This window comes from Bacillus sp. SIMBA_008 (assembly GCF_046535495.1).
Taxonomy (GTDB): Bacteria; Bacillota; Bacilli; order Bacillales; family Bacillaceae; genus Bacillus; species Bacillus subtilis.
The window spans coordinates 1-21,903 of sequence record NZ_JAWRWL010000002.1 but is presented as its reverse complement, the minus strand read 5'-3'; the positions used below and the strand labels follow the sequence as shown (position 1 = coordinate 21,903).

General features: G+C 34.3%; 24 protein-coding genes and 1 pseudogene. 7 read left to right on the top strand and 18 right to left on the bottom strand.

What is annotated here, in order from left to right; genetic code table 11:
• Positions 1-25 precede the first annotated feature (25 nt).
• The 15 genes and pseudogenes from SB658_RS05845 to SB658_RS05775 form a co-directional block, all read right to left on the bottom strand.
• A complete protein-coding gene (locus SB658_RS05845; protein ID WP_144500937.1) occupies positions 26-736 on the bottom strand; it encodes a hypothetical protein in 711 nt (236 codons plus the stop codon).
• Entirely contained in the window at positions 733-1,239 is a 507-nt protein-coding gene (locus SB658_RS05840; RefSeq protein ID WP_071580916.1) for a hypothetical protein, read from the bottom strand. The genes SB658_RS05845 and SB658_RS05840 overlap by 4 nt, the downstream gene beginning before the upstream one ends.
• A complete protein-coding gene (locus SB658_RS05835) occupies positions 1,236-1,886 on the bottom strand; it encodes a hypothetical protein (protein WP_144460152.1) in 651 nt (216 codons plus the stop codon). Before SB658_RS05835 ends, SB658_RS05840 begins: the two co-directional genes overlap by 4 nt.
• Complete coding sequence (locus tag SB658_RS05830; protein ID WP_144460154.1) at positions 1,870-2,124, bottom strand: hypothetical protein; 255 nt, start codon at positions 2,122-2,124, stop codon at positions 1,870-1,872. The genes SB658_RS05835 and SB658_RS05830 overlap by 17 nt, the downstream gene beginning before the upstream one ends.
• Entirely contained in the window at positions 2,121-2,516 is a 396-nt protein-coding gene (locus tag SB658_RS05825) for a hypothetical protein (RefSeq protein ID WP_041054460.1), read from the bottom strand. The genes SB658_RS05830 and SB658_RS05825 overlap by 4 nt, the downstream gene beginning before the upstream one ends.
• Before the next feature lie 14 nt (positions 2,517-2,530).
• Positions 2,531-3,001, bottom strand: a complete 471-nt coding sequence (locus SB658_RS05820; RefSeq protein WP_019712890.1) for a hypothetical protein — start codon at positions 2,999-3,001, stop codon at positions 2,531-2,533.
• A 35-nt stretch (positions 3,002-3,036) separates the two neighbouring features.
• Positions 3,037-4,053: a hypothetical protein gene (locus SB658_RS05815; RefSeq protein ID WP_003230962.1), complete on the bottom strand. Its 1,017-nt coding sequence runs from the start codon at positions 4,051-4,053 to the stop codon at positions 3,037-3,039.
• Between the two features lie 38 nt (positions 4,054-4,091).
• Positions 4,092-4,628 (bottom strand): hypothetical protein, encoded by a 537-nt coding sequence (locus SB658_RS05810; RefSeq protein WP_010328108.1) that lies wholly within the window; start codon positions 4,626-4,628, stop codon positions 4,092-4,094.
• A gap of 24 nt (positions 4,629-4,652) precedes the next feature.
• Entirely contained in the window at positions 4,653-6,089 is a 1,437-nt protein-coding gene (locus SB658_RS05805) for a hypothetical protein (RefSeq protein WP_144500936.1), read from the bottom strand.
• 30 nt (positions 6,090-6,119) lie between these two features.
• On the bottom strand, positions 6,120-7,640 hold the full coding sequence (locus SB658_RS05800; protein ID WP_113712862.1) for a hypothetical protein: 1,521 nt from the start codon (positions 7,638-7,640) through the stop codon (positions 6,120-6,122).
• A gap of 17 nt (positions 7,641-7,657) precedes the next feature.
• Complete coding sequence (locus tag SB658_RS05795; RefSeq protein WP_144500935.1) at positions 7,658-9,430, bottom strand: terminase large subunit domain-containing protein; 1,773 nt, start codon at positions 9,428-9,430, stop codon at positions 7,658-7,660.
• Between the two features lie 491 nt (positions 9,431-9,921).
• A pseudogene (locus SB658_RS05790) lies at positions 9,922-10,257 on the bottom strand (hypothetical protein); the annotation flags it as partial.
• Positions 10,258-10,364: 107 nt separating this feature from the next.
• The gene (locus SB658_RS05785) at positions 10,365-10,865 is read right to left on the bottom strand and encodes a capsid protein (protein ID WP_144500933.1); all 501 of its coding nucleotides are present in this window, start codon (positions 10,863-10,865) and stop codon (positions 10,365-10,367) included.
• A gap of 153 nt (positions 10,866-11,018) precedes the next feature.
• Positions 11,019-12,212 (bottom strand): metallophosphoesterase family protein, encoded by a 1,194-nt coding sequence (locus SB658_RS05780; protein ID WP_144500932.1) that lies wholly within the window; start codon positions 12,210-12,212, stop codon positions 11,019-11,021.
• A gap of 11 nt (positions 12,213-12,223) precedes the next feature.
• Positions 12,224-12,409, bottom strand: coding sequence for a YonK family protein (locus SB658_RS05775; RefSeq protein WP_019712268.1), 186 nt, complete (start codon positions 12,407-12,409; stop codon positions 12,224-12,226).
• 574 nt (positions 12,410-12,983) lie between these two features.
• Between SB658_RS05775 and SB658_RS05770 the strand changes: the two genes are divergently transcribed.
• Positions 12,984-14,237 (top strand): hypothetical protein, encoded by a 1,254-nt coding sequence (locus tag SB658_RS05770; RefSeq protein ID WP_144500931.1) that lies wholly within the window; start codon positions 12,984-12,986, stop codon positions 14,235-14,237.
• A gap of 56 nt (positions 14,238-14,293) precedes the next feature.
• On the opposite strand, the gene SB658_RS05765 is transcribed toward SB658_RS05770, so the two are convergent.
• From SB658_RS05765 to SB658_RS05755, 3 genes are all read right to left on the bottom strand, one after another.
• Positions 14,294-14,569: an HU family DNA-binding protein gene (locus SB658_RS05765; RefSeq protein WP_144500930.1), complete on the bottom strand. Its 276-nt coding sequence runs from the start codon at positions 14,567-14,569 to the stop codon at positions 14,294-14,296.
• Between the two features lie 253 nt (positions 14,570-14,822).
• Entirely contained in the window at positions 14,823-17,348 is a 2,526-nt protein-coding gene (locus tag SB658_RS05760) for a hypothetical protein (RefSeq protein WP_144500929.1), read from the bottom strand.
• Between the two features lie 39 nt (positions 17,349-17,387).
• Positions 17,388-17,582: a hypothetical protein gene (locus SB658_RS05755; protein ID WP_061891094.1), complete on the bottom strand. Its 195-nt coding sequence runs from the start codon at positions 17,580-17,582 to the stop codon at positions 17,388-17,390.
• 955 nt (positions 17,583-18,537) lie between these two features.
• Between SB658_RS05755 and yonT the strand changes: the two genes are divergently transcribed.
• From yonT to SB658_RS05725, 6 genes are all read left to right on the top strand, one after another.
• Entirely contained in the window at positions 18,538-18,714 is a 177-nt protein-coding gene (gene yonT / locus SB658_RS05750) for a type I TA system toxin YonT (protein ID WP_032721653.1), read from the top strand.
• 18 nt (positions 18,715-18,732) lie between these two features.
• Complete coding sequence (locus tag SB658_RS05745) at positions 18,733-18,984, top strand: hypothetical protein (RefSeq protein ID WP_134853524.1); 252 nt, start codon at positions 18,733-18,735, stop codon at positions 18,982-18,984.
• 44 nt (positions 18,985-19,028) lie between these two features.
• Positions 19,029-19,217, top strand: a complete 189-nt coding sequence (locus SB658_RS05740; protein ID WP_003230987.1) for a hypothetical protein — start codon at positions 19,029-19,031, stop codon at positions 19,215-19,217.
• An 81-nt stretch (positions 19,218-19,298) separates the two neighbouring features.
• Positions 19,299-20,516: a hypothetical protein gene (locus tag SB658_RS05735; RefSeq protein WP_144500928.1), complete on the top strand. Its 1,218-nt coding sequence runs from the start codon at positions 19,299-19,301 to the stop codon at positions 20,514-20,516.
• Between the two features lie 313 nt (positions 20,517-20,829).
• Positions 20,830-21,075 carry a hypothetical protein gene (locus SB658_RS05730; RefSeq protein ID WP_144500927.1) on the top strand — a complete coding sequence of 82 codons (246 nt, stop codon included), beginning with the start codon at positions 20,830-20,832 and terminating at the stop codon, positions 21,073-21,075.
• A 92-nt stretch (positions 21,076-21,167) separates the two neighbouring features.
• A complete protein-coding gene (locus SB658_RS05725; RefSeq protein WP_144500926.1) occupies positions 21,168-21,830 on the top strand; it encodes a hypothetical protein in 663 nt (220 codons plus the stop codon).
• The last annotated feature ends 73 nt before the right edge of the window (positions 21,831-21,903 follow it).

Here is a 21,903-nt window from a genome sequence, read left to right as displayed (position 1 = left end):
AAAAATAAAAAGAGACTAAAGTTAATTAGCCTCCAAATAATTGCTCGATATTTTTAGCATCTCTAGTGCTCAGGTGATAAGACTCTTCCTTGTAAAGATTAATGTGACTGCTCCAATCACTTACTTTGACATCAGGAGAGACAGTAGCAAAAAGTGTGGTTGTGTTATAATTCATTACTTCAGCCATCCTGTAGAACGACAAATATAGTTGATACATTGTCATTTCAGATATTTCTTCATATGTGTATCCGTTAAATGCAGCAACACAGCTTACTATATCCTTTAAATCACTTTGAGAATCTTGTTGCTTGAGTGATTTACTTATATCGTGGAACTCCTGAAGTTCATCATTGTCAACGACCTTGTCTTCAGTGATACAATGCATGTCTAGTATTAGTTTTCTGAGATGCGGAAAATTATGTTTTCCAATCAATGATAGGGAATCCTTGTTTATCAATACTTTTGAAAAAACTTTGAAATAAGCCTCGTGAAAATCAGGGAGTACCGAATGTACAATTTCATAAAGATCTCTCTTTTTCATTTCAATAATAAATGGGTCAAGCGAGCCATCCTCATTAAACCTTGAATATTCTTTAATGAGACTTTTCTTATTCATCCTCAACATGCTTAGTTCTTTGGTGTAGAGAGGATAATCTTTTAAGCGGATGAAATCAATCTCACCTATTTCAGTCTGGATCGGTTTTCCCAAGAAAAAGAAATCCTTTAACTCATTCATTTGCTTGCTCCAAAAGTAAAGATCATCTTGTAGCCCAGGTATCCGTCAGGAGGATTACTTATAAGCAAACGTCTATAATCTACTGTGACACCAAAACCAGCAATATTTTTATTGAAAAACAATTTTGAAACCCTGTCGATGATTTTCAAACTTCGATACTCAGATATCTCAAATGTATTAATGTGTGTGTATACATCGATCATCAAATCTTGATTTAATAACATAAAGCTTTGATTTGTCGGCTTAGGCAATGCGTTCCCTAAATAAACACACATCCTACATAATGGTGAATCCGATAGATCATCTGTTTTAGGTGCTCGCTTGAATATGGTATTGATTATAGCGGGAGAGTCATTTGTGGAGTCATAATAATTTTCGAGTGATTGAACATCAGGATGAGAAGGGGAGAGAGGATCAGTTTTGTAATACAAGAGCCGATTCAGTTCAACATCATCCATAACTAATCTGAAGACTTTTGTCATCTGTTCAACAGTCATGCTCATGTCTTTTCACCAACTTTCTTTTTGGCAACCAATTTTATTGTTCCGTGGTCTCCATAAACTTTAGAATAGTCTATATCATCGACTTGATAATCTTCGCCAAAGAAGGTGAGGGTAAGTCCGATTTTCAATTTTTCATGAACAAGATAAGGAATTGTAATGTTTGCTTGACCATCTGGAAGATTTACCGCCAATTCAGTGCCTTTTATTGAAGTTGTCCTTTCGAATATGCAGGGGACTTCAGTTTTTTCGCCAGGTACTTTTTCATAAATTGGCTTACCAGTGATTTCGTTAATTTTGCCAGTATCGATTAGCTTGTCTTCTGAAGTAAGAAAAAATGATGTTCCACATATTTTTATCTCAGCCTTTTTGTAAATCTTATTACTGAGAGGGTGGGAGGTGATGAGCCATGTTTCATCATTAAATTTAACAACTCCGCCACGATAAATGTCAGCAATTTCACCTAATATATATCTTGCAGAACCATCGCCACTAGAGTACTTAGAAGTGATCATTACTGTTTTTTCGATTCCATCAATTGTGACTTTTTCAGATTCAAACCCCTTAAGGCCTTGTTGGAAAATAAGCTTACCATCATGAAGAAGTTTATTATTAATGTTAACCTTGTGGTAATTACTGTAGTCCTTCATTCGAATCACCGTCTGTTACTAAGTTATCCCTAAGTCTGCTTAATTCACCACTTACTGTTAAAATAGTGTCCCTGATTTCTGTGAGTTCAGGATCACTTAGCAGCTTTTTATTAAGGTATTTCTCCAATTTGAAGAGGACTGAATTGTTTTTCTTACACAGTTTATTGCAAACAACATCTAAGTCCTCAAGCTTTATTTGTCCATCTTTATGTGCTGATTTAACTTTAATTGTACTCATAGATAATCCACCGCAGCGTTCAATATCAAGCGCTCAATTTCGTCTTTCTGATCTATTACACTTTGTTTAAGTGAATTGAGTTGCGTACTAAAGTTCTTGATCCCCACGTCATTAGTGAAGGGCTGCCACGTATTCTCAAATAAGGTCTTTTTATTTAACAAAAAGATGTATCTCAAGAAGTGTGCAAGAATAAGAAGATCATCCTCAGATAATTCCCGATTAACAGTTTCAGTTGAATTATCAGCTTTTAAATTGTCTCTAAGCCGGTTATTGAAATGAAGGATTGCATTTCGAATTGATTTATAAATGTCCTCTTCTTCTTGAGGAACATCAAAATCGGACGTCTCGCAGTTGTTTAAAAAGGTTTCCCATATTTGATCATAAGATGTCATAAAAATCCCTCCTCTTAGTCAAAGAGAAGGGAAGGATCAGCGACTCCCATCCAATCAGCCAAAACTTTTAATTTGCCTGCAGCAATGTCATCACTAAATTCTGAAGCAACGTCAATAATAAATTGCTTCTCAGAATCCACTGTGATTTTATCGAGCTTATTTTTTAGTTGAGCAATATTTCCCGATTTAATCATCTTTTCAATTTCTTCTTTGGTATGAATGTTATTTTCATAAGCCTCCGACTCAACAATAGAATCTTTAATCTCTTTGGTTGTCTCGTTATCTTCAACAATAACTAATTCACCTTTATCGAAACAAACGCTGTTCATTGTGAGCCATTCAACAACTTCTTTTGGAACTTCTTTAATATCAGCCTTACCATTTTTACTACCAGCCCAAGTGTATTGTTTATGTCCACCATCGCCGGTATACCCAACAAAATAAGATGTACTTCTGTATCGTGCTAACTTAATTTTTTCAGTCAAATTTATATCCTCCTAAAAAATCCTCATATTTTGATTTAGATAGATACTGCAGCTTGTTCTTCAATAATTCCGATTGCTTCTCCAAAAAGAAGGTTAACAGAAGCATCTTGAACAATTTTCATTTTGATTCTTTCATCTTCGATATCTTGTTCTGTCAATTGACGCAGTCCGCCATACTCAACAACAGAAAATGGTTTTTGAGAAACGCCGCCGGCAAACATATAACCTTTGTTGACAGGAAGTTCGACTTTACTATTTGTATCATCTGTAAATGGGTTAGTGAGGTTAACAGCAGTTGTTCTGCCGATAGTTGTTGGATTTAGAGCAGTAAGGAGCTCGCCTTTTACTTCTTCTGTTAAGAAGTTCTTATACGTAGAGTCTGTTCCTTGTTGGAATGCGAAGTAGTCAATGAGAAGAGTGTCAGCGACGAAGATTGGTTTTCCACCATAACGTTGAAGTACGGAAGCAACTTTGTTGTATTGTTGAAGAGTAAGGTTTGAGCCTGTTTGAACATTTTTTGCAGGGATTTTACCAGCTGTAATTGCGCTTGCAGTTAATTGATGAATTTTATCGAGGTACAAGCGGACTTTAGCATCTGCAATATCATTCACCAATTTATTGAAGTAAACAATTGAATCTGTTACGAGATCTAGGGGTTCATAATAGAAACCTGTTGACATAGTTTTAGGAACAGCAGGAACTGTTTCTTGTCCTTCAACACGAACTAAATCAACACCAGAGCCTGTAGCAGACCAAATGACTTTTGCTTTATTCTTTTTTGGAATTTTAATTTCTTTAATATTGCCTCGTTTTTCTTGTTGGACATTGGCCAGAAGGGAGAGGAGCTGTGTTACTTTTGGTTTCGCAATTTCATCAGCTTGTTCAACGACAAGGTTATTAAATTGATGGAGCATGGAAGGGTCAGGTGTAGTACCGCCATCACCAAACACTTTCTTAATGTAAGTTTGGATATCAGCTTGGTCTGTACCGTCCATTTTGTTATTTAATACACGGCTAAACAAGCCTTTAATTTTCACAGTATCTAATTTCATTTATAATACTCCTTTTATTGAAATTTATTTGTTATGTATTAGGCCTCGATTACTTCAAGGCGAACAAGCTTTTGTCCCATTGTGTAAACAAGGTCATCTTCATTATTTACAACTAGGAACTTAGCAGAAGAATCAGCATAATCCTCATGAGGTGAAGCAGGATCACTAAGAATATACTTTTGAGTAGCAATATCAAAGTGAGCTACCTGACCTTGTTTAACCTCAGTCACTCCTGTATTAAATGAAAATGCAGAAACATCAAAACGGGTATAAGCTGGCTCAAGGATAACAATTCGAGCATGTTCTCCTACACCGTTATAAAAATCTCTCATTGATTCACCAAGGTAGCGTGCTTCAGGAGATGCAATTAAATATGCTTTTTTTGTTTTATCTGATAGTTTCGAAGCTGTACGGTTCCCCTCAGCATCAAAACCAAGTTCAACAAGCATAAAGTTATCAATGTCTGAACCAGTCACTTTTGCACCGTGAGCAACTGTTTTGATTTTTAAAGAATTCAAGTTTCCAGTAGTATGATTACCTACTTCAGTAAGGGCTTTTTGTAATCTTGTAGCCATATTTTATTCCTCCAAGTTTAAAATTTATTGTGAAAAGCGTGATTCAAAAGAGTCATCGTTAGGGATTAAATTTTCCCGTTTACTTGAAAATTCTCTAATGGTTGTATTTGTTTCAGTAGGAACACTAACTAAATCAACTAACATTGTGTTAAGTTGTAATACAGCTTTTTCTCCTTCTTCATCTTGTTTAACCGAAGCATGGATAAGGTTTTGTACTTCTTCTGTACTGAATTTTTCCTCAGCATTTAAAGCTTCAAATTTCGCTTTATAGAATTCATTTTTCTCATTTAGTTTTTGCTCTAATAAAGTTTTCTCGTGTTTTTCTTTGTAAGGCTTCAATTGTTCCACTTCAGAATTTAATTGCACAAGCTTTTCACTAGCAGTGTTGAATTGCTGTTCAATATCTGCCTTATTCTTATTGATTTGATTTACTTGATTCGTTAAATCTTTAATCTGTTCATTTTTTTGGTTAAGTTGTGTTTGAATAGGTTCAGGAAGAACTTCCTCCCAGTTACGTGTCATGAATACCTCGACTTTACTATCAAAATCAATTGAAACAGTATCGCCTGTTCTTGTGTAATTGAACTTAAAATATTTGTCGTAGCTATTTTCATCTGACCAGCTATACACGTTTACGATGAAATATGTATCATATACATCTGCAATATAAGATGCTGACTCCTTGTCAAGGGTTGGATCTAATTGGTTATAAAGAAGTGTCCGAACGTCAGAATGAGACAATTCAAATACTTTTCTAAACTTATTCATTTTTTCACCTTCCTCATTATTTTGTCTTGTAGCTGCTTGAGCAACTAATCTTTCAAATTGTTGAATTTCATTAAAGCTAAGAAGTTTGGAAGAATCATAAGCGGGGAGGACAATGTCATGCTCTCCACGTTTCTCAGAATTTAAAATTGCATGACCTTCGAAATAGATAGGGGACTGTAGGTGTTCAATGCCATCTTGCATACTGTAATTTGAATAAAGGATCTCACAACTTGTATTAATGTTAATACCCCGACCATACCATTCAAGTAAAAGTTCACATGCATCTTTAAATCGGGAGCACCAAAGTATTGCATCTGCTGCCAATACTTCTTTTTTACCTTCTGGGGTTTCAATTTCAGTTATGTATCCCTCAGATGTAAAGACTCCAATTGGAGCAGTATCTCTTTTTACTTCAAGTTCTCCGTGCTTGTCCGTGTCTAGATAAGCTTCATGAGTTCCCAATGCATCTGTAGAAGTATTTAATTCATCAACCTCGTAATATTTTGCAACAATCGGTTTATTAATAATTGTTGAAGCAGCTTCAAGAGCAACATCCTTAGAAATTACTGCGTTATTGTGAGAGACATCGAAATCAAAAATGACAAAGCTACATGACAACTTTGTTGGATCATCTGATGTTTTAATCTCATTTAATTGAAGTTGACATAGTTTTTTCTTTTGCTTCTTTGTCAAATAATTTCACCTCCCTTCAAAAGTGAAGTTTTAGATAGGATTGTCATTACCGTTGGAGGTAGCTGACTTCACTGTGTTGTCGTTGTTTTTATTTCCTTCATTTGGGCGACCTGATTTATTCCCAGTGAAGGTATATGAAGTTTGATAAGGTCTAATTTTTTCTTGGAGTTTCAGCTCCTCAGTTTCATATAGAGTTTGTTCAAGGTAACTTTCCCAAGACACTCCTGCCAAATTATCAACTACGTGCTTAATAGACCATCCCTTATCATTTAATTTAATTAAGATATCCATTTTTTCTTTGAGAGTGAGCGGCTTGTCTTTATCGTAATTCATATAGTAATTGTCTTTTTGGGCAGCTGGCAAAACAAGGTTGAATAACTTTTGATAAACCTCTTGTTCAATATCCTCCATTAAAACGCCAATACGCTTATAAAATGTATCCAAGTTTAATGATGAAGTAGCGTAGTTACCTCCATCACCATTTAAAAGGGAGCCGGATAAGCCGTAAGCAGACTGAATGTCGCTATTGATATGATCAAATTTTGCACCATCTAATCCATCTGCTTTAACATCTGGAAAATTGATGTCAGCAAAGTCAGGGATTGATACTACAGTTACTCCATCTTTTTGGTTTTTTTCCAAAGCTGTTTTAACGCCACCATGAATTTTTTGTTTAACTGCTTTAGGCAGCTTCATGTTTGTGTATTCGCCATTACCTTTATCTGTTCCAATCGTTAGAACTGCAACAGCGTTAATAATTTTATTTGCAATCGATCTTTCAACATCTTTAAGTTTCTTTTTATGGAGAACGTCATATAGACCTGGGGTAACCCAAGATGTTCCCAATCCTTGATTTCTTTTTAGCGTCCCTGTGCGTAGTGGAAAAGTTCTTTCTTGTGGCAATTCCTTAAATCGATATTTCTCTCGATCTTTCATGAAGTTTTCATAATCGCTTTGTTTAATATAAGGGGAGAGGCTTTTTAACAATTCATTTCTGTGATCATCTTTATACTTAGTGAACAGCTCCATGTCAACAACACATACCCAGTCCCCATTTCTTCTAAATGAGGGGAATACATATTTAATCTCATCAAAAATAAACGGATAGGGGTTCTTAGCATCCCCAAGCCATATACCAACAAGAGTGCCAGCTGTAGCTACCTGTTTTAACAGATCCCTAGTAAGTCTTTTATGTTTGACCTTATGTAAGGATTTATTCAAAAGAGAAATGTGCTTATCTGAAGACTTAACTTTATTAAAGGAGTCAATTTTATAGTTGAGGGTAGGGAGGGCTTCAATCAATTCGAACAATTGGTGTATCTCTGCAGTCGAAATATAAAAATACTCCGCAAGATCTTCAATTTCTTCTTGAAATTCATCGGGGCTAGAAAAATAATTCTTTAATTGTTCGGCCTCAATTTCCGTAACAATTCCATTGGAAAACATATTTGAGATAAAGCCGGAAGCAAATGTAGAAGTATAAGTTGAATAGTCATTCAGCATTTGCTTATACTCTTCAGACTCAATGTCAACTTTATTTAAGGTTACCATGTTTCACCTCATTTCTTTTAAAAATAGACAAGTTCATCATCTATGTCGTACTCTGACTTTTGAAGGTTTTCACCTTCTAAAACCTTTGCGAGATAGTTGCCATAAGCTAAGGAAGAATACCTATCCTTTCTTTTCCCTGACTTTTCTTTAATTCTGATATAACCGCCCACAATATCATGTTCAAGATTAACTAATTCGTTAACCAGTAACGTAGTTTGGATGTAGGGTGTTTTCATTCGGACTTTATCTTCAATGCTTGCATTTTGATACCCTGATTTATCCGATAAAAAGTCACTGCCTTCAATTTCACTAATCAGTAATTCGATATTAGAACTTTGAAGGTTTACACGTAGAGTTGAAGCGATTTCGTGGTTCAGTTTACCGTTGGCCTTAATTGAAAATACAACAGGAAGTGGATTAGGAGTTTTGGCTCTTTGTCTCATTTCCTCATCGTTAAACGAACACCATGCATCGTATTCTACATCTCGTTCTTCATCGTAGTTAACTTTAGCCAAGGCATCATAAATCGACATACCGTTGCCATGAGTATCAAGTGCCACATAGCTAGCTTGAAAATCCTCAAATAACTGTTTAATTCTAATTGCTTGATCGTCTGTATGATTACCTTCGATTGTCTCTATGTATGGAACTTTACGTTGATACTTGTCTCCATTGGGTAGGAGTCTAATGCAAGTAATAACGGTATTATCGTTTGCTTCTCCCCCCATAAGTGCAACGTCAACGCTTAAGATTCGCACTTCGCCGTCTTTTAGCTTTTCTTTGCGCTTATTTTTATGAATAGAGTAATCAATATTCTTTATAGGATAGAAGGGTTTTTTTAGAGTTCTATTTTTAGTAATATCGTTCAACTTAAATAGAGCGTTGGAATTTTGCCCATACATTAGGTTTTCATATTCCATCATAAAAGATACTTCATCAAAATCAGAGCTTTCACGTTCTTTATTGATCCGTTCTTTAGAAAGAAGACCGTGATAAATAGAGGTTAGATAGTCCAATGAAAATATCATTGTATCTCTACCTTTAAGCATTGCATCCCTTGCTGCTTTCATTGACTTCCACATCCAATGAGACGTGTACCAAGCAGAAGAAATGTATACTTCAATATTCTCTTCGGTTAGATGGCGGTATTGTTCTTTCTTTAGGTAAGGAGGTTGTCTGTAAACGTTTAGGAAGGGTTTCAAAACAGTTTTTAAGATGTTTTCATCGATCATGCGGAATTCTTCGAGGATTAGGATATTGCCGCGATAGCCACGTGAATTTTCGCTTGAAGTAACAGCTTCAATTGTTGATCCGTTATGAAAAACAACCATTGCTTCATTTGAGGAAGACCTTATTTGTTTAATTTCACGGGCAAAATTAGGATACTGCATTAGTTCTTTCTCAATTTTCTCAGTGATTATCAATTTTGCCTGTTTCTTAACTCCAGATGCAATAACTACTTTTGTGTTTGGATATAAAACACATCTTGCACAAGCAAAAATGGCAATCATAAAAGATTTAGATAAACCCCGAGCAGCGACTAGCATAAAAAATGTATTCAGATTCATGAAGAAAATAAGAATCTTTTGAAAGAAGAAAAGGTCAATTTCAAAATAATGCTCAACAAAGCGATGCATATTTAACCTATAAAAGGTTGTCCATTTTTTCATCTGATTTCTCAAGCGATCATTTGAGCTTTGCTTTTCTTTAACTTTTGATACATTCTTGGTTTGTTCTAGATGGTTTTGCCCCTTAGAGGCTTTATTTCTTTTGATTTGAAAGTGTCCCATTAATCATTCACATCGAAATCTTTAGAGATATTAAAAATATTTTTAAAAGGTCGAACAAACCATCTTTGAATATATGTGTTGAACTTATCATAATCCTCATATTCTTTTTTATGCTCGAATGCTTCACATGGTTCAGTTTGCTCAATAGTCTTAATCCATAATCCATAAGAAGACAAGCCTTTATCATCATTTGCTCCTGTGGATTGTATCGGCTTAATGTTGCCGTCATTGTGCAACTTAGACGACAACTCTAAAAGATCTTTGTACTGCTTAATACTGCCGTTAGCTAATTCCTTATCTGCCTGCAAATGAACTTTTGCGATATTTCTATATAGGTTAACTTGCACTGGAGTGTCAGTTGCATAATTTTCGCTGTAAGAGCGATAAAAATTGTTTAGATAGTCTAAATCTTGTTTAGAGAATCCATTGCCCCAAATTTTATCTTCATTGACGTCTTTAGGTTCTGTTGTATCAGTTTCCTGACTCGGATCATTAAATTCACTGTCTGCCCAAGTTTTTGACTTGTAATCTTTCATTCCGATATTTTTCATATATGTACCTAACACATTTCCAGCTGACTTTTTCTTGGACTCTGATTCATTAACAGCGGAGACCCACAAGTCGTAAACAAATGGACGATCAATCATTCTCAAGATGTTTTGTACATTCTTTAAGTTATCTTTGTCTTTTTGGAATTCATTTTGGAGACAGCTCTTACATACTGACAGTTTGCCAGTTGCAGAATTGAAAGGAGATTCTGAGATATAATATTGATTGGCATTCTGTTCTTTGCCGCAGCTTGAGCATTTTATTTTTTCAGCAGACATATTTCACCTCCATAAAGTTAGTTGATGTAAACACGTTTTATAAAACGCCCAGCAATAGAGCGGAAGGGGAGTACCGCAATCATCACTGGACGTTCTAAAAAAGTATTTTATTTATAAGTTAAGGCACCATTTTCGGACAAAACAACCTTGGTTCCTTTTAAGGTATCAGCAAGAGCATCAAGCAAACCTTTTCCAATACCGTTTGCATCAATTATTAATTTACTCGGTCGTTTGTCTATAATTACGGCTTTTATTTGACTAGCCTGATGTTTAAACGTTCCATATTCCACTTTCTTTGAGATGTCCTCAATACGGGAATTGTATAAATCAATAATTAAAAAGGTTGTTTCTTCTCCTCCAGGATTAATTACAGCAATTCTTTCAGGATTATAGCCCGAGCTCAATGTGTAGCTATTTCCGTTTAAGGGTTTAGTAGAGAATTTGACATCTTGGTTCAATTGTTCACTTTTAGTGTTTTTCTCAAATCCCATGCTTTTATGCAGACTTGTTAGGGCGTCTTTTAATTCCCTGTTACACAGATAACCACTATCATTAATTTCTTTTAGTAGCTTTACATATTCCCAAAGAACTTTAGTTTCTTCTTTCAATCTTCCTCATCCTCATCTTTATAAAATTAAAGTTTTATATCAATTAACAATTAAATTTACTAGAGCGTTCTTGCTTTCACGGGACAGGTTGTCCCACTGTTCTGCTAATATTCCTATAAATTCATTGGCAGACATAGACTCATCCCTTTACTTTTAATTTTTAAAACGAATTATGTAAGTAGCCTCAATCCCGTCATCATCAAAGACCATAAACTTTTGAGACGGTTTCGTACCAAAGCGACCCTGTATCGCATAATCATCAGCGCCAACAAGCGCTCCGTTTACCACAACTGTTGTGCTGCCATATTCTTTTTCATAGTTGTGATGAATATGACCACCAAATATGTAAGAAGGGATATAGCCAAGTAATTGAGGAAGGCGGGTTACGCATTGATCAACACGATCATAGTGACCGTGGACAAACACGACTTCTTGATTGTTGATTTTAGCGGGGATAAAACCATCTTGTTCCGGTTCGATGGAAATGTTTTTAATATCTCTTAATCTAGCTTCGAGATACCAATTAATGAGGTATTCAAAGTTTTCTTTTATTCCCACATCATTCTTAGAAGGGGAAAGACGACCGTGATTACCAGCTACATTGTAAAACTTAATTTCTTGAAACTCGCTGGCCAACATAGCTAACACCTCAGCAAGCGTTTCTGACACATATTTAATTTGCTCTACAGCATCTTCATTAGCCTGAACTCTTGTTGAAACATGTATAAGACCTCCAATTAAATCGCCAAGATTTGCAACGTGTAATGTGGAGACATGATTCTTCTTTCCATGCTCAATTACTTTGTTTGTGAGATGCTCAACTCGTTCATCGAATATTTCTTTATTGAACTTATTGATGCGGTTATCAATTTTCATTCCGAAGTGCCAGTCACTGAATAAAGCAAGCCCATGCTTTTCAGCAGTAGCTGGGAGGGGGAAAGTGAAACGAAGAGGTCTTTTTGATTCTAAATTAGCAATAGCTTGGACTACATCATCCTTGATTTTTTCAAAGCGAGCTTGATTCGCTATACTTTTTCTATATTCTCTTTTTTGATCACGAGTTCTAATCTTTTCCTTTTCAGATTGAAGTCGCACTTCTTCGTATTTCCTTAGAATTTCTTCATCCAAACTCTTGGACATTATGTAATCATTCCATCGTTCATATTGCTTATAATCCTTGCGCCATTTACTCTCATCATAATTTGTACCTTGATCTTTGTTTAAGAGTGCGGCAATGGTTTTAGTATCAATGTGATAAGTATCTTTATTTTTAAAAAGTCGGATGTGATAGTCAGTAAAGGATTCTTCCTTTTCACGGTGCAACACAGGGTTTAAAATAGCTGACATTCAGTCACCACCTACTCATTGATTTGTGGAAGTTCGTCTTCTTCGGTAATAGAAATTTTCACTTTCCGACCATCAAATGATTTTAAAATTGAATTCAGATCATAACGCTCAATGTCTGTTTTTGTTTCTTCTTCAATAATTCCATCAATGTAAGTATAGTTACCTTTTAAATTTACTGTATGAACTTTCTTAGCCAAATTAAATTCCTCCAATATGTGTTTTATTTACGTACAATAAGCTCCTTCGGAAGCCCGATGATCCGAAGCATCGGTAACATCCGAAAAGGGGATATAAAGGAGATGAAAAGATAAGTCGGATAGGCGTTGGGGAAACGCCCGAAGGAGATTACTGGAAAATCAGAATAAGACTTCTCTTCTCGCACTTCATAGTAATAAAGTGAAGTTTTTGATTTCATTGAAGGCAATTTATCATTGTTATTAATCTAATAGCCTTAAGAAGATGGAAGTAAAGTTACTCAAGCATTATATTTCGGAATGAATATTCAAAAAACAAAAGGAATCCGAAGGAAAATGTCGAATTATGTAAATGAGTGAATGTTTTAACAGACTTCTAAGAGCAACAATGATGGATTAAGTAGAGATATTGAAGTTATACAATACTCTTTATTTTTAATGTTAAGCAGTGTTCCTATAGCAAGAGATTTTTTGTTAGACATTAAAAGTTCGACGCCATAACACCCAATAAAAAGTCTGTTAGTGAAAATTTTTATTTTCATTTCATTCCTCCAATAAATAAAAAGGGGTCAAATATATGAAAAAAAGTAGCAACGAAATACTCTCGGATTTGAAATTGTTTTATCCATATCTAAGAAAAGGACTTGTTATGCAAAAACTTGAGTTCATGAATAAATTTGCAGAATTTAATAAGTTCTATGGTGATGTCTTGGCACAGAAAGATGACGAAGACAGGGCCATAAAAGTGGCAAAAACACTAGTCAAAGGAATAGAGGAAGGTTTAATAACAGAAGTAGACCTTGACGAATTACTCTTTCTTCTGATAGAAGATACATTATTTAACTCGTATCTTTACAAATTACAGGTCGAAAATATTTTATGCAATAACGAAACAGAATTAAAGGACTTGCTTAGAAAATGGAATGTTCCTTCTGACAATAAAATACTTTCAAACGTAAACAATGATTCAGAAAAAGATTTTGTTATCTGTGGGTACAGAAGGTACGATTTTGATAATTTAAGGTTGCTTTTATTAGATAAGAAACCAGTTAAAATATACAGTCAAGATAGTGACAATCTTTATGCAGCATATCCTACAATAATTGACATAGATTTTCGAAGAAAGTTATTGCATATAAGAATAAAGGACGTTGATCTAATAGAAAGCAGTTCTAAAGAAATTCGCACCTTTAAAGGTCGTATTGAAAACACTTTAAATTTTCTATACGGATTCGAGCCCAAGATCCATTGCAAGGAAATTGAGAATGTTAGAAAATCACTTTTTTTAATTGAAGAAAATTTGTTGAAAAGCCAACGTGAAAAAGCTCAGCAAAAATCAGCTGATTTCCAACCTAAAATCGATGAATTTGTAGACAAGGTTAATCAAGAATTCGGCACAATAAAAGAAGAGGGGATAACCTCTAAAGAACATATTACAACAGCAGTTCTATGCATAATTTCGAAAAGTCTCGATCCTAATGAACAAGGCGATATTGTCGGAATAAAATTCCGAAATAAGCATGGAGAAGGAAAAGAAAACTATGCAGAGGTATCCATTATTGAGAAAGATTATAAATGTATCTCCACAGATGAGCTCTATTGGATAAACTTATCTGTTTTATTAAACCAGCAAGAAATTGAGTTTTTAAAAATAGGAAAATTGTTCGATGCTGGTTTTGTCATTTTTAACTTGTCTGCTTCATTAAATACAATAAACATTAGACTAATGCAAAGATCTTCTCATCCAGATAATGAACTAGAAAGACAACCAAATGATCAAAAATATGATGAAGTAATTGAGTTTGTAAACAAGTTTTTGGCAGAACATTAACAGGTTTTATACTGAGAGGAATGTCGATGAAATTTATGACATTCCTCTTCAATTAGTTAAGCTTTAACTGCATCCTTGAGAGCCTTTGCCGCCTTAAAGGCAGGTGCTTTTGTTGCTGGAATATCAATTTCCTCGCCTGATTGCGGATTTCTCCCTTTACGTGCTGCACGTTCGCGAACTTCAAATGTACCAACTCCAGGAATCTTGATTGATTCACCTTTTGCTAGTGTTTCAACGATGACATTAAATACTGCTTCTACTTTAGGAATAGCTTCTTTCTTAGTAACACCTAATTTTTCTGCAACTGCTCCAACAAATTCTGTTTTGTTCATGTTTTAATTCCTCCTAGTGATTTCGCTTATTTTTGTGTTAAAGTATAATTACGGTAACGTTTATGATTTTTTTGAAAAAACGGGAGACTTACTCACCCTTTTATGTGGAAATTAGCTTTCTTTCTCCCTTATGGCGATTATCTCAAAAGGGGCTCCCAGCCCAGTCGTATCAAGGGTTCAAGATGCTTTTTTTGTTAAACTTTTTCCGGTAAAATCGCTGTACCCCTTGGGGGAGTAAGGCTCATGGCACTTTCTATTTTTCTTCTTTCCTCCATTTATCCCTTTTCCACTTGTTTTTTTGCTTTTGTGCTATTTTCTTTGCACAGGTTGGACAATATTTCGCCTTGTTCGATGCTGATTTGAACATCTTACCGCAACTACAGCATCCTCTATAAGTCTTTAAGTTATGTCTTAGATTCTCTAATAGAGTCTGGCCAAAGCACTCCCATAATGTTGATTTAAATTTGCTTTTCTTTTTATATAAATGCTTAACCAAAACATCAGAAACATATTGCTCGTCGTTGTGAACCTTCATCAATCTGTCTTTTATAACCTTATAAACATAAAGTTTTTGTCCAGGCTTAATGTCTTCATCATTCATCAGCCATTTCTTGTTCTGGTCTAATCGTTTGTATTCACTAATAATTGCATCGTCCACTTTAATCTCCTTGTTCTTAAGCAGGAAACGATAATCGAACTTTCCTGCAACAGCTGCGAAATTAATTCGGTCAGAAGGGATAATGGAGTCTAACTTATTTACTGTGCTTTCATTAATTAACTCAACGCTATGTTCTTCTTTATCCTTTGCATTGATGAAGAAGTGGGGCACTTTATTTTTTATGTAATCTTTGATTTTCTCATCAACGTGATCAGGGCGGGTGGGCATGAATAAGGTTTTTGCAAAATCGATAGTAAAGTTATTCTCCATGCATAACCATTTGATCACGTCCAGGTTTATATTGTCACTGTTCCATATCTTAGTGATGTTGTTACTGTACTCCCCGATATTGATCCCATAAGCAAGAGTTAGTGCTTCATAGATGTTTCTGCTATTAATCTCTTGTTTCTGGGCTACAGACATTTCATAATACAAAGGAACGATGTTCTCCATATTACGCTTGGCAATATTGACGATTAGCTCATCAGAAATAATTAAGGCCTTATCCCCGTCATTGTCAAACTGCAGCAGCTTGGATATCGGGTCATGAATGCTGGTATAAACACCTGGGGTAATGAACCACTTTTCATATTCCTTATCTTTTTTGTTCCACCTAACTCCATGCTCTCTGAATAGATGAGGGGAGCGAAGGATATCAATATACCCTTCATCATATAAAGAACAATGGACATCGCTTCCTGAAAGCAGTCCTTTCGGATTCTCAATCCCAAGAAACAATCTTTCACAAAAAGCATATAGATCAGGACATAAATATGTATACCTAGCATCACTGACAAGTAATTTTCCTGATTTGGCGTCCTTAATCATACTCTTCTTCTTATTCTTAATGATTTCTTTGGTGTGATCATCATTTAGCAGCTCAGGATATATTAGAAGAGCTTCTTGAAGGCTTGTTTTATGTTTATTTTTCTCGGTAGCCCCTAAAACTTTCATCATTGTTTCTTTATCAGTGCCTAATTGAGTAATCTCACTAACAGTCTTTGAGCTGATTTGTTTCAATTCCTCATCTGTGATATCAGTGAGTGTTTGTAGCATCTGGTAAGTCAGTTTTCCCTCAACAGATGGATCTTCTTCATTTAATTTAGCTCCTAAACATCCATACTTTTTAAATTTATAGCGATAATCATCCCAAGAATCATAGTACTTCCACATCTTAAACTGGCTTTTCGTAAAAATTATTTGGATATCATCTTTAATAATATCCCATTCTTTACCGTAGACGTCCTTAACTATAAATGAACTGTGTTTTTCAGCAAACTTTCTAAAGTCAAATGGAACAAGTAGACCCTTAACCCAAGGTAATCTGACCATAAAGCTTTTCTGGCTCAAACTAGGAAGCATCATTCCACAACCATCTGTATGTTCTATAGGAATATCCATAATCTTACGAGTGATTTCATATGTATCACGGTCAATATAATCAACCAGGCTGGAAACGTTTGTTTCTAAGTCATTCACGACAATTGCTTTATCAATATCGATTTCCCATGGACTGCTGGCGCTATTAGATAAGGCCATGTAGCTATTCCATTTGTTTATGCTGCTTCCACCTTGAGCATTGATTTGCTCCACACTAAGGCCACAAGTTAAAGCATTTTGATACTTATCTAAGGTGCTTTGCTTGATAAAACAAGATTTTTTGGTTCGTATTTGACCGGCACTGCTAGTGAAATAAACGTATTTCTCATTGTTATGTATGAATCCTTTATCAATAATGTCCCTTAAAATTTGAAAGTGATAAGTTTGGACAACCATGATCTCTTCAGAGAGAGAGTTTTCTTTGATTCCCAGCGTTCGAGTTAAGACTGAATCAAATAATGAAATCACATTATTATCTTTCAGAGAATCTGTTCTAAGTGTTCTTATTTGAATATGATCGTTAAAGGCGTTATAAAGCTTTTCTTTTAAGGAAATAATCCTTTGCGTTATGTACTTCTTATGTTTTTTATCAACATGTTCAAGTTTTTTGAGATGATCTCTGTACCTGTATGATTTTAAAATCTTGTTATGTAATTTGTTTTCTTGATCATTATAAAAAGCAGAAGTATCAATACTGTAAATATGTACTTGCTTATTTAGACCGTATTTTTTTCCTTTCAATAAATTCTCCCCTTATTACTTTTATACATATTTTTTGATTTAATAATCGCTTTTTAGATACTTATATACAAGTTTTTTGAATGCATAGCTCTTTTTATCGATTGTTCCAAATAGTTTATAGTCCTCATAAAGAGTGTTTTCTTCTTGTGAAGCAGTTCCATCGATAATAGTAGTCTCCAAAAATTCAATTAAATCCCTAGACATGTACGTTACTTTCTCTGAATCCTTTTGCATTATCTCACCTCCTCGCTTATGGATTTATTATATACATATTATTTGTATTTGTCTATTGTTTTTTCACTAGTGTGTTAACAGATCCAGGTAATTGAGGTGTATTCTGAGGCATATGGAGATGGAGTGATTATCGTAATCTAAAAACATGCCTATCGTAAAAATATTTAAAGAGCTTAAAAATCCAGTAAACATAAGGGTATTTGCATTATCGAATGGTAATTAGGGGATAAGCGATCGTAAAACATAAGTGAGAGTAGGGGGAAGTGGTTGTTTTAAGGAGATATTGATGAAAAAGGGAAAATTTTAAGAAGGAAAAACGTTGATACTAAAGGCTTTTACGATAGCAAATACGATGTGAAAAAGGGTGATTTTGAGGTGGAATTAGGAAAATGAAAATTTGGATAGGGTGTGGAAATGGAAGTGCTATGGGTACATCCGTTCCCTTAATTTTACCATTAGATGTAAATATACCCCCATATATTGGTATTGTAATACGTGTATAAGGAACATTATACATGCATTTGATGACTTGGGGAGGTCTGCACCAGTGCTAACATAATTCCAGGCCAAACACAAGAATTAATTTTAAAAAATTAAATTGATTAGTAATTTGAAAATGAATACCTATTCATTAAAAATAATCGTATTTATAACGAATCCGAGGGAATCGAAGACATATTTATTTTAACCTTATCCTCATCACTATACATATCCATATCTTATTCCAATCATCATCCAACCTAATCACACTCAACGCTTTCAGAAACAATATAATACCTCTCTAAGCATCCTTAATCAATTCCCAATCAATTACATTCTTGTTCATTCAAACAGCACACAAAGCATCTTAATACCATCCATCAACACACAAATATCTCACTACAAATATAAAAAATATGTATATAAAAATCATGAATTATGTTATAATAGAGTCATAGGAAAGGAGGTGTACATAGTGCTTGAGAAAGTGGGTATCGTAGTTGCTTTCCTCATATCTTTAACGGTTCTTACAATCAACAGTCTAACAATAGTTGAGAAGGTAAGAAACCTAAAGAATGGGACAAGCAAAAAGAAAAAGCGTATACGCAAGCGGCTCCGACCAAAGAGACAACGCCAACGTATACGCCGATGAGAGCTAAGCTAAAGGGGAATGAACTTCTCCTTTAGTTCCTACCCATATTATAACATGATCAAGCACATTGTAAACATGAAACGATTCTCACTATGGTTTACCCATATTACATTCATTGGCTTATTCTTAATGTTTCAACTCATCAAAGATTACTTCAGCAGCGAAGGAAAGGCACTAATCAACACAATATTTGTAGTCACATGTATCATTGCCATACTGTTATGGATCATCTATTTTGTATTCCTTAAACTAAGAAACAAGTCACACTAATCATATAGGCCTCATGGTATAATTAAATCATTGAGGTGAGATGAGTGGAGAAAAAATTCCTGGATGCTATTCGGCAGCTGACAAAGGAATTGGAAATGCTCAAGAAAGATATTGACTCCATCAAAGAAGCAACTGTCAGAATTGATAAAGACCTTTTAGAGTACAGAGAAGAGATAAGCAAAGTAAAACAAGGTGATTCAGTATTAATCATGCAGCAACATAAGGATAATTAAATATGCGTTATAAATAAGGGAGCGGTAAGGCAATTATCGTTCCTTATTTTTCAATACAAAATTAAAATATAAGGAGAATATATGGAAAGAGTTAAAGTGATCGATTCTATTATGGGTAGCGGTAAAACATCTGCAGCAATTGACATGATAAATAATTCAGGGACAGACGAAAATTTTATTTTCATTACACCGTACTTGGATGAAGTGGATCGCATTAAGAAGAGCATAAGCAGTAAACAAATTTATGAACCTAAAGTAAAGAAGAAAGGTGACAAAACACAATATAAGTTTGAGTCATTTCATGAACTTTTATCTCAGAACAAAAATATTGTTGCTACACATAATCTATTCAAAAATGCTAATGACGAAACAAAGGAGCTGATCCTTTCAGGCAACTATACATTGATATTAGATGAAGTTATGGAAGTAGTTGAACAGTTACGCGTTAAGAAGCATGATCTTACTACACTATTTGAATCAAAGTTAATATATGTTGAAGACGGATTTGTCAAATGGAACGAAGAAAAAAAGGACTATGAAACACGTTATGATGATATTCGCGATATGGCTTTAAACAATAATCTGATGTACTTTAAAGACAATATATTGATTTGGAATTTTCCTGCAGATATATTCAAGTTGTTTAAAGAAGTTTATATACTCACTTACATGTTTGATGCTCAAATACAAAGATATTATTATGATATAAACAATATCAAGTATCAAAAATACGTTTCTGAATTTATAAATGGGCAATACAGGTTTACTAAACATAATACTGAATATGAGAGTATTCTAAAGGCTCAATTAAGAAATAAAATAAAAATATATGAAGGTAACTTAAATACAGTTGGCCAATTGGATTATTCATTATCATCTAATTGGTATAAAAATAAATCACCATATACGATCAAGAAGGTAAAGAACAATGTATTCAATTACTTTAACAACATTGTTAAGTCATCAAGTGATGAAGCTATGTGGACGACTTACTCAGAACATAAAAACAAAATAAAGGGGAATGGATATACAAAAGGGTTTGTATCATGTAATGCTAGAGCTACCAATGATTTTAAGCACAAAAAACACTTGGTGTATACAATAAACAGATACGTTAACACTGTTCTATATAATTATTTTAAAGAGAAATATCAAATATCAATTGATCAAGATGCATTTGCATTATCCGAATTAGTACAATGGATTTGGAGATCTGCAATTAGAGATGGTGAAGAAATAACATTATACATACCCTCATTAAGGATGAGGGAGCTGCTAATTGAATGGTTAAATGGGTAGTTAAAGAGAATAAACCTCTTAAACTCTTAAAAAAGCTCAATAATACCAAGGGTTTTTCCGTCTAAGTCTTTAAGAGAGACAAAAATAAATTAAATAATAAAATAAGAGAATGGGGGTGCTGTTAATTGTTCAAAACGGTTCGTTCCTCACCTGAACAATTTTTGCTCACACCACCCCCAAACCCCCTCATGAGCAATTAATATTAATGCTATATCAAATACAAAAAATATGCATTTAATTATTGATTATTATAGATTATCAAATTATAATATAATTAACAAATACAAAAAATATAGAAAAAGGGGATATTAAAATGAAAACACAAACAGCAGCTAAAACAACGGAAGTAGTTTCATTGAGACACCCACAGTTCCCAGCACATCGTACATATGAATATCATCTAAACGGATCGGAAGTGGTTAGTGTTATTGACATCGACCTTCTTGATGGAGAACGCCGTGAAATGCCTCACAGGAAAGGGAAGAGGAATGTTTTTGAGGACAACAAAGGGAAGTACATTATGCTGGAAAATTACAAGCACTATTTGAAAGGGGAATAAATATTAAAGCGTCCTGTCCTTGTGGCAGGCGCTGTTTTGTATCATTCAAATCAAAATAAAATGCATATTTTAAACAGAATGGAGACATTAAAATGAGTACATATCAAGTAGATTTTAATCAATTCAGAGGAAGTATGGAAACAACATGCGACCTATATAATTTAGATAACAATACAACGCTTCAAACCAGCCTTTACCGTAATACTAATAGCCTTTGCATTGAATATAAGGTAATTCAGCGTGATGATAATTCAAATAGTTTTGCGGAGTACGATACACTTGCCCGTGGTTACATTGAAGTACCTTTGACTTACAATCAATTTAAGAAGCCTGTAAAAAAAGTTTATCTAAATAAAATAATTAACGCACTAGATTCTATTATTAATCAATATCTTATTATAGAAGATACTTCTCAAGAAATTAACGAACGAGTTCAAATGAAAGTGAGTGCAACTAAAATAAATGAGGAAGATCAATCTGACTTTACGAATGAAACCTCTAATTCACCAATTGATCAAATTAGGATGGAAAGATGGGACAGGGAATATGACGAGGGAGTTAAATATTTCTTTGATAATTACGGGAATAAACGTATAGGGGATATTATTTATATTGATACACAGCAAGAGCTTGAGCATTTAGAACACATAGACTGTGATAATGTGATAAGGATTTTTGTAGACAAAGAGCATGAAAATAAAATTAAAGCTATTGTACTTAAAGATATAAACAAACATTATCAAAGAAGTGGATAAAACAACAATTTTATCTCAATTTAGTAGAGAGTTCCCTAAAATATGCTAAAATACCTTAAGGGTAAAAATTGGA

Bases quoted from the DNA above. Each gene is read 5' to 3' on its own strand.
- SB658_RS05845 (WP_144500937.1), bottom strand. From the start codon at position 736: ATGAATGAGTTAAAGGATTTCTTTTTCTTGGGAAAACCGATCCAGACT.
- SB658_RS05840 (WP_071580916.1), bottom strand. From the start codon at position 1,239: ATGAGCATGACTGTTGAACAGATGACAAAAGTCTTCAGATTAGTTATG.
- SB658_RS05835 (WP_144460152.1), bottom strand. From the start codon at position 1,886: ATGAAGGACTACAGTAATTACCACAAGGTTAACATTAATAATAAACTT.
- SB658_RS05830 (WP_144460154.1), bottom strand. From the start codon at position 2,124: ATGAGTACAATTAAAGTTAAATCAGCACATAAAGATGGACAAATAAAG.
- SB658_RS05825 (WP_041054460.1), bottom strand. From the start codon at position 2,516: ATGACATCTTATGATCAAATATGGGAAACCTTTTTAAACAACTGCGAG.
- SB658_RS05815 (WP_003230962.1), bottom strand. From the start codon at position 4,053: ATGAAATTAGATACTGTGAAAATTAAAGGCTTGTTTAGCCGTGTATTA.
- SB658_RS05810 (WP_010328108.1), bottom strand. From the start codon at position 4,628: ATGGCTACAAGATTACAAAAAGCCCTTACTGAAGTAGGTAATCATACT.
- SB658_RS05800 (WP_113712862.1), bottom strand. From the start codon at position 7,640: ATGGTAACCTTAAATAAAGTTGACATTGAGTCTGAAGAGTATAAGCAA.
- SB658_RS05795 (WP_144500935.1), bottom strand. From the start codon at position 9,430: ATGGGACACTTTCAAATCAAAAGAAATAAAGCCTCTAAGGGGCAAAAC.
- SB658_RS05780 (WP_144500932.1), bottom strand. From the start codon at position 12,212: ATGTCAGCTATTTTAAACCCTGTGTTGCACCGTGAAAAGGAAGAATCC.
- SB658_RS05770 (WP_144500931.1), top strand. From the start codon at position 12,984: ATGAAAAAAAGTAGCAACGAAATACTCTCGGATTTGAAATTGTTTTAT.
- SB658_RS05765 (WP_144500930.1), bottom strand. From the start codon at position 14,569: ATGAACAAAACAGAATTTGTTGGAGCAGTTGCAGAAAAATTAGGTGTT.
- SB658_RS05755 (WP_061891094.1), bottom strand. From the start codon at position 17,582: ATGCAAAAGGATTCAGAGAAAGTAACGTACATGTCTAGGGATTTAATT.
- SB658_RS05745 (WP_134853524.1), top strand. From the start codon at position 18,733: ATGAACTTCTCCTTTAGTTCCTACCCATATTATAACATGATCAAGCAC.
- SB658_RS05735 (WP_144500928.1), top strand. From the start codon at position 19,299: ATGGAAAGAGTTAAAGTGATCGATTCTATTATGGGTAGCGGTAAAACA.
- SB658_RS05730 (WP_144500927.1), top strand. From the start codon at position 20,830: ATGAAAACACAAACAGCAGCTAAAACAACGGAAGTAGTTTCATTGAGA.
- SB658_RS05725 (WP_144500926.1), top strand. From the start codon at position 21,168: ATGAGTACATATCAAGTAGATTTTAATCAATTCAGAGGAAGTATGGAA.